6 protein-coding genes and 1 pseudogene are annotated in these 6,909 nt (G+C 72.1%); 5 read left to right on the plus strand and 2 right to left on the minus strand.

Annotated features, from left to right (window positions below):
• The first annotated feature begins 281 nt into the window (after positions 1–281).
• Positions 282–1,238, plus strand: coding sequence for a DUF3048 domain-containing protein (locus G6045_RS38215; protein WP_235968569.1), 957 nt, complete (start codon positions 282–284; stop codon positions 1,236–1,238).
• On the opposite strand, the gene G6045_RS38220 is transcribed toward G6045_RS38215, so the two are convergent.
• Positions 1,143–1,622: a hypothetical protein gene (locus G6045_RS38220; protein WP_165336846.1), complete on the minus strand. Its 480-nt coding sequence runs from the start codon at positions 1,620–1,622 to the stop codon at positions 1,143–1,145. The two genes, G6045_RS38215 and G6045_RS38220, sit on opposite strands and share 96 nt — an antisense overlap.
• A 323-nt stretch (positions 1,623–1,945) precedes the next feature.
• On the opposite strand from G6045_RS38220, the pseudogene G6045_RS38225 reads away from it, so the two are divergent.
• The 3 genes and pseudogenes from G6045_RS38225 (at position 1,946) to G6045_RS38235 (ending at position 5,085) form a co-directional block, all read left to right on the plus strand.
• Positions 1,946–3,359, plus strand: a pseudogene (locus tag G6045_RS38225) (aminotransferase class I/II-fold pyridoxal phosphate-dependent enzyme).
• Positions 3,250–4,236, plus strand: a complete 987-nt coding sequence (locus tag G6045_RS38230) for a DUF3048 domain-containing protein (protein WP_408056417.1) — start codon at positions 3,250–3,252, stop codon at positions 4,234–4,236. Before G6045_RS38225 ends, G6045_RS38230 begins: the two are co-directional and overlap by 110 nt.
• 66 nt (positions 4,237–4,302) lie before the next feature.
• On the plus strand, positions 4,303–5,085 hold the full coding sequence (locus tag G6045_RS38235) for an N-formylglutamate amidohydrolase (protein WP_165336848.1): 783 nt from the start codon (positions 4,303–4,305) through the stop codon (positions 5,083–5,085).
• On the opposite strand, the gene G6045_RS38240 is transcribed toward G6045_RS38235, so the two are convergent.
• Positions 5,073–5,837: a class I SAM-dependent methyltransferase gene (locus G6045_RS38240; protein WP_165336849.1), complete on the minus strand. Its 765-nt coding sequence runs from the start codon at positions 5,835–5,837 to the stop codon at positions 5,073–5,075. The two genes, G6045_RS38235 and G6045_RS38240, sit on opposite strands and share 13 nt — an antisense overlap.
• Positions 5,838–5,934: 97 nt before the next feature.
• Here G6045_RS38240 and G6045_RS38245 point away from each other — a divergent pair, with 97 nt between their 5' ends.
• Positions 5,935–6,807: an LLM class flavin-dependent oxidoreductase gene (locus G6045_RS38245; protein ID WP_165336850.1), complete on the plus strand. Its 873-nt coding sequence runs from the start codon at positions 5,935–5,937 to the stop codon at positions 6,805–6,807.
• Positions 6,808–6,909 lie beyond the last annotated feature (102 nt).

The following is a 6,909-nucleotide window of genomic DNA, read 5'->3' on the forward strand; positions in this document are numbered from 1 at the left end:
CGTCCGCCCCCTGCCCGCGGATTCCCGGCCGACCCGTCCCCTGCTGGCCCGTTCCCTGCTGGCGTGTTCCCGGCTTCGGCATGCCGTTCCCCTCTGAGAGCCCCCACGGAAAGCGCTTTCTCACGAGCGCCAGCGTCAAGCTACTGAGCAAGGCGCGTGGCGACAAGGGGGCCCGTGGGGCGGCCGGGACGGCGACAAGCGGAGGGGAACCTTCGTTCGGCCTGAGCGGCGCCCCGGCCGGGTACCCGTATCCCTATGAAGTCCCGTGCACGGCCCGCCTCATGAGGCGCCGGCTGTTCCTGACGCTGCCCGCCGCCGCCACGCTCGCCTCCTGCACGGTGAGCGACCGCGGCGGCGGCCCCGACGACCGCGAGCCGCCGACGTCCGCACCCGAGTCGTCCGCTCCTCCCGAGCCCCGGCCGCGTACCGTCCGCAGGCCCACGGTGCTCGCCGTGAAGATCGACAACGTGCGCCCGGCCCGGCCGCACACCGGACTGCGCGAGGCCGCCGTGATCCATGTCGAGCGGGTCGAGGCGGGGCTGACCCGGCTGCTCGCCGTGTACACGGGCGGGCGGCTGCCGCAGGCCGTCGGCCCGGTGCGCAGCGCGCGCGAGACCGATCTGGAGCTGCTGCGCCAGTACGGCAAGCCGGTGCTCGCCTTCTCCGGGGCGCAGGGCAAGCTGCTGCCCCTGCTCGACAAGGCCGAGCTGTATCCGCGCTCACCGGCCGAGGCGCCGGGGGCGTACTACCGCTCCTCCTCGCGCCCGATCCCGCACAACCTCTACCTGCGGCCCTCGCGGCTCGATCCCGCACCCGACAAGGAGGCGCAACCCACGGACCTGGGGCTGCGGTTCGGCGCGGCGCCGCCCGGCGGGCGGGCCACCGGCGAGCACTCCGTGCGTTATCCGGCGGCGCGTTACGCGTTCACCTGGTCGGCGGCGCGCGACCGGTGGCGGGTGTCGATGGACGGCACGCGCTCCAACCTGACGCCGTCGACGGTCGTGGTGCAGTACGGGGTCATACGGGACTCCCGCTTCCGTGACCGGTGGGGCAACGTCTCCCCGTACACGGAGACCGTGGGCCGTGGCGACGCCCTCGTCCTGCGGGGCGGGCGGGCGTACGAGGGGCGCTGGAGCCGGGAGTCAGCCGAGGAAGCGACGGTCTACACCGACGCCGACGGCGAGCCGCTGCTGTTCGCCGACGGTCAGGTGTGGGTCGTGCACGTCGGCAGGCGCTGACTTCCCCGCGGCCCGGCGGGGCGGCGTGCGGCGCAGGGTCCGGTAGCGCCGGCCGGTGCGGTCCAGGCCGAGCTGGAAGGCGGTGCCGCCCACGGTCGCAGTGAGGCTGAAGATCACGGCGCCGGCGAGCGTGCCGAAGAGGCCGAGTGCGGACGCGAGCAGGGCGCCGGACACCACGCCGAGCGCCGAGCCGGAGACCTGCGTGACGCTGATCTCGGGGCTGCGGCGATCCGGGGTCACCTCCGGGCTGCGGCGATCCGGGGTCACCTCCGGGCTGCGGCGATCCGCGGCCGCCTCCGGGCTGCGGCGATCGGGAGCGCTACTCCGCTCCGTACGCCCCTTGGCGCCCTTCGTGCCGCGCGGTGCCGCATGCCTCGCCTCCATGGCCATGGTGATCCTTCACACGTTCGGGGTCGGTGTTCCTCGATGCTCGAAGCCATGGAGGTAGATGGCATGGCCATCTAGTTCAACCGCGAGTGAGGACTTATGAGGGTGCCGTGATGCAGGGAGGTCAGCGGGGTACAGGTCGGGCATCGCGTTAGGAAAAATGCCCGAAATATTCCTAAACATAGGGATTTCGGAACACGCACCGGAGCCACCCTCCCACGGGCCGACGGAAGCCCAACTGCCCCTCGGACACCACCCGTTGAGCGTTCCGCGGTCCTCGCCCGTATCTCCGGACACGACCGCCCCTCCCGGAGGCCCTCATGCCCGACACCGGCAATGTCACCGCCCTGTTCCGTACGGCCACGGCGCACAGCCCGTCGTACGCGACGCTCGACCGGGCGGTCGGCGGCGGGTCCCAGGTGATCGACTTCTGCATTCCGTGCAATCCGTACTTCCCTACGCCGGAGATGTTCGACGAGCTCGGAGCGCGGCTGCGGGAGATCCTCACGTACTACCCAAGCCGACCTTCGGCCGCTGGACGGATCAGCCGATGGAGACGGGCAAGCGCGTCGACATGTATCCGCTGCCCGAGCAGGCCGGCTTCCAGCTCGATCCGGGGACCTTCGTCGAGTTCGTACGGCGCCGGGGCTCACGCACCGCCGTCGTCTGCAATCCCAACAACCCCGACGGCGGTCTGCTCCCGCGGCGTGCGGTGCTCGCTCTGCTCGACGCGCTGCAGGACCTCGAACTCGTCGTGGTCGACGAGTCCTTTCTCGAGTTCGCGGACGCCGAAGCGGAACCGAGCGTCGCCCAGGAGGCGGTCCTGCGGCCGAATGTCATCGTGCTGCGCAGCCTCGGCAAGAACTTCGGCCTGCACGGGGTGCGCTTCGGCTACCTCGTCGCCAACCCGGGGCTTGCCAAAAAGGTGCGGGCCGCCCTGCCGAAGTGGAATCTCAACTCCTTCGCCGAGACCGTGGTGTTCCTGCTCGGCCGCTACCGCTCGGCCTACGGGACGAGCCTGCGCCAGGTCTGCCGTGACCGGCAGGAGATGCAGTGGCATCTGAGCCGGCTGCCCGGGCTCACGGTCTACCCCTCCCAGGGCAATTTCCTCTGCGTACGGCTGCCGGAGGGCGTCGACGGAGCGGCCCTGCGCGATCAACTGCTCACCGCGCACGGCGTGCTCATCCGCGAGTGCGGCAACAAGATCGGCTCTTCGAGCCGCTTCCTGCGCCTGATCGTGCGGCCGCAGCACGATGTACAGCGGCTGCTCGCGGGGCTCGAGCAGGTCCTGTACGGGGGTGAGCCGCCGGCCGCCGATCCGCACGGGTACGAGGCGCTGCGGCCCGTGCGGTACGGGTCGGGGACCCCGGCCGTCGACCGGCTGGTGCACCGGGCCTGACGGGCGGCGTCCGGGGCGCAAAGGGCCCGGCGGTCTGCCGGATGGGCGGGGGACGCGTCCCCGTTCAGGCGATCACTGGGCCCGAACTGATTCGAACAGGGTGCCCTGGAGGAAAGCTGCGCCTGCACAGCCGCAGCGCGCCCGCGGGCGCGCCCTCCCAAGGAGCCTCGCTTGTCCCCTCTCGCCACCGGACGCCGTCGCCGCACGGTCCCGCTGCTCGCCCTGCTGGCCGCGGGCAGCCTCACGCTCGGCGCCGCACCGGCCGCCGACCGCCACGATCCCGTACCGCCGCAGGGCGCCGAGTCCGCGACGCTCGACGAATACTCGCCCCTTGAGGCGTATCAGCAGGTCCAGGGCCCATGGAAGATCTCCCCGTACACCGGTCTGATGGCCAAACAGGGACCGGTGCTCGCCGTGAAGTTCGACAACGCACGGCGTGCCCGGCCGCACCACAACCTCGACAAGGCCGACCTCGTCTACGTCGAGAAGGTCGAGGGCGGGATGAGCCGCCTGATGGGCATGTACTCCAGCCGGATCCCCAAGAGCCTCGGCCCGGTGCGCAGCGCCCGCGAGTCCGATGTGGAGCTGCTCAAGCAGTTCGGGCGGCCGGCGCTCGCGTACTCCGGGGTGCGCAGCGCACTGCACAAGTACCTGAAGAACTCGCCGATCTACGTGCGTTCGCACGGTTCGCTGCCGCGCGCCTACTTCCGTGCCCCGGGCCGTTCGGCGCCGCACAACCTGTTCGTGAACCCGGCCAAGATCCTCAAGTCCGCGCCGGGTGCCTGGAAGCCGACCGACATCGGCTTCCGCTTCGGTCCCGCGCCCAAGGGCGGCACGCCGATGGCGCAGCGCACGGTGCGCTATGCCTCGGCCAGCCACACCTTCCGCTGGTCGCCTGCGAAGAAGCGCTGGTACGTCTCCTTCGACGGGGCGCCCGCGCGGCTGTCCGACGGCCGGCAGATGAGCGCCCGCACGATCGTGATCCAGAAGGTGCAGATGCCGCCGTCGAAGTACCGCGACGTCAACGGCGCCGTCACCCCGTACATCAAGACCGTCGGCAAGGGCTGGGCGACGGTGCTGCGGGACGGCAAGGCGTACAAGACGTGGTGGCAGCGGCCGAACGCCAAGAGCGGCACGAGCTTCATCCAGAAGGGCGGCAAGCCCATGCCGTTCGCGCAGGGCCAGGTCTGGATCGTGTACGAGGACGCCTGATCCGGGCGCTCGGAGCGCGGCGCACCCGGTCGGGGCGCCGCGCTCCGGCGTGTCTAGGGTGAGCCGATGAGCTCCTTCGAGGTGCACGCCGGCGCCGCCGACTCCCCCGTACTGCTGCATGTGCCGCACGGCGCCTGGGAGATTCCCGCCGCCGTACGCGGGGACATCGTGCTCGACGACGCGGCGCTCGCGGCCGAGGCCCGGCACATCACGGACGCCCACACCGCGGAGATCGCCGCGTACGCGGCACGGAGCGCGGACCGGGCGCCGTGGCGGTTCGTCAACCGGCTCTCGCGGCTCGTCGTCGACCCCGAGCGCTTCCCCGACGAGCGCGAGGAGATGGCGGCGGTCGGCATGGGCGCGGTGTACACGCGTACGACGCACCGCGAGGTGCTGCGGCCGGACGGCTTCGATCCGGGCCCGCTGCTCGAGCGGTACTTCCATCCGTACGCGGACGCCGTGACGGACGCCGTGGAGGGGCGGTTGAACGCGGCCGGGCGGGCCGTGGTGATCGACGTGCACTCGTATCCGACCCGGCCGCTCCCCTACGAGCTGCACGGGGACGGTCCGCGGCCGCCGGTGTGCCTGGGCGCGGACGCCTTCCACACGCCGCCGGAGCTGCTCGCCCGCGCCGAGGAGATCTTCGCGCGCTTCGGGGGTACGGCGGTGAACTCGCCGTTCGCGGGGACGTATGTGCCGCTGCGGTTCTACGGGCGCGAGGAGCGGGTGCAGGCGTTGATGATCGAGATCCGGCGTGATCTGTACATGAGCGAGCCCGGTGGCCCGGCGAACGAGGGCCTGGGGGAACTGGGGGCGGCGCTGGGCGAGTTGGTGGCTCAGCTCTCCTGAGCGTGCGGAGTTTCCCGAGCGTGCGGAGTCTCCGCAGCGTGCGGCTTGGTGGCCACGACCGCGCGGGCGCGGGGTGAGCCGTCGGGGCGCCGGCCGAGTTCCGGCAGGTCGCGCAGGGTCACCTCGAAGCCGGCCCGGGTCAGTTCGGCGGACGCCTCGGGCAGACCGAAGCCGAGGTAGTACATGACGAACGGCGGCCGCCACACGGCGTTGCGTACCCGCATCACCGAGTCGAAGCCGAGCAGCATCCAGTACGCGCGGGAGCGGACCGGCGGGGGTGCGCCGATCGGGAAGACGAACCGGCCGCCGGGCCGCAGCACCCGGTACGCCTCGGCGAACAGCGCGGGCCGTTCGCGCGGCAGGAAATGGCCGAACGCGCCGAAGCTGACGAGGAGATCGAAGGCCTCGCCGAACGGCAGGGCGAGGGCGTCACCGCGCACCCAGGCGACACCCTCGGGGGTCTGCCGGCGGGCCCGGTCGAGCATGCCGGCGCTGAAGTCGACGCCGGCCACCCTCCCGCGGCACACCTCGCGCAGCACGTCGATGCCCGCGCCCGTTCCGCAGCACAGGTCGAGGCCGCGCTCGAAGGGTCCGAGGGTGTGCAGCGCTTGTGTGACCGCGTCGAGGACGTGGCCGGGCGTGCGGAACGGGGTGTGGTCGAACTTCGGCGCCAGGAGGTCGTAGCCGTGCTCGACGGAGGAGAGGGCCTGGACGGCCAGTTCACGCAGCGTGGGACCTTGGGGTTCGAACATCACGGTCAGGATAAGTGCAAGGCCGCCGCGGAAAGTGCAGGTGTCCAGGGCCCGAAAAGCCTTACCGCGGGGGCGGTGGCGCGGGTAGGAAGGGACGATGACATCCCTTGGCGCCGTGTTCCGTCCCCAGTCCCCGCCCGAGCAGCTGCGCGAGGTGGCCCTGGCCGCCGAAGCCGCCGGCCTCGACCAACTGTGGCTGTGGGAGGACTGTTTCCTGGAGAGCGGTATCGCGTCCGCCGCGGCCGCGCTGGCCTGGACCGAGCGGCTGAAGGTCGGCATCGGCCTGCTTCCCGTACCGCTGCGCAATGCGGCGATCGCCTCGATGGAGCTGGCGACCCTGCACCGCCTCTTCCCCGGCCGTTTCCTCCCCGGTCTCGGCCATGGCGTCCAGAGCTGGATGGGGCAGGTGGGGGCGCGCGCCGAGTCGCCGCTGACGCTGCTGCGCGAACACCTCGACGCGACACGGGCGTTGCTGCGGGGCGAGCGGGTGACGACCGAGGGGCGTTATGTACGTCTCGACGGTGTGGCCCTCGACTGGCCGCCGGCCGCGCCCACGCCTGTGTTCGCCGGTGCGAAAGGGCCTCGTACGGTGCGGCTGAGCGGTGCGGCGGCGGACGGCACGATCTTCGAGGCGTCCACGACTCCCGCGGATCTGCGGGCGGGGCTGCGGCTGATCGAGGAGGGGCGCGCGGAAGCGGGCCGCAGCGACGACCACCATGTGCTGGTGTACATGACCGCCGTCACGGGCCCGGACGCCGAGCGGAGGTTGCGTGCCGAACTGGCCTTGGACGGCCGTGAGATGACTCCCGGTCTGGGCGCGGCGGGCGATGCGCAGACCATCGCGAAGGCCGTCGAGCAGCTCGCGGACGCGGGCGCGGACTCGGTGGTGCTGCAGCCGACGGCTGACGAGACGGATCCGGTGGGGTTCGTACGGTTCGTGGCGCAGGAGGTGCGGCCGCTCGTCGGCTGAGCGGGGCGCGGGCGCTCGTCGGCTGAGCGGGGCGCGGGCGCTCGTCGGCTGAGCGGGTGCGCGGGCGCGCGGGCGCTCGTCGGCTGAGCGATCGCCGGGGGG

It is taken from the genome of Streptomyces mesophilus (genome assembly GCF_011044995.1).
Lineage (GTDB): Bacteria > Actinomycetota > Actinomycetes > Streptomycetales > Streptomycetaceae > Streptomyces > Streptomyces mesophilus.

Bases quoted from the DNA above. Each gene is read 5' to 3' on its own strand.
- G6045_RS38215 (WP_235968569.1), top strand. From the start codon at position 282: ATGAGGCGCCGGCTGTTCCTGACGCTGCCCGCCGCCGCCACGCTCGCC.
- G6045_RS38220 (WP_165336846.1), bottom strand. From the start codon at position 1,622: ATGGAGGCGAGGCATGCGGCACCGCGCGGCACGAAGGGCGCCAAGGGG.
- G6045_RS38235 (WP_165336848.1), top strand. From the start codon at position 4,303: ATGAGCTCCTTCGAGGTGCACGCCGGCGCCGCCGACTCCCCCGTACTG.
- G6045_RS38240 (WP_165336849.1), bottom strand. From the start codon at position 5,837: ATGTTCGAACCCCAAGGTCCCACGCTGCGTGAACTGGCCGTCCAGGCC.
- G6045_RS38245 (WP_165336850.1), top strand. From the start codon at position 5,935: ATGACATCCCTTGGCGCCGTGTTCCGTCCCCAGTCCCCGCCCGAGCAG.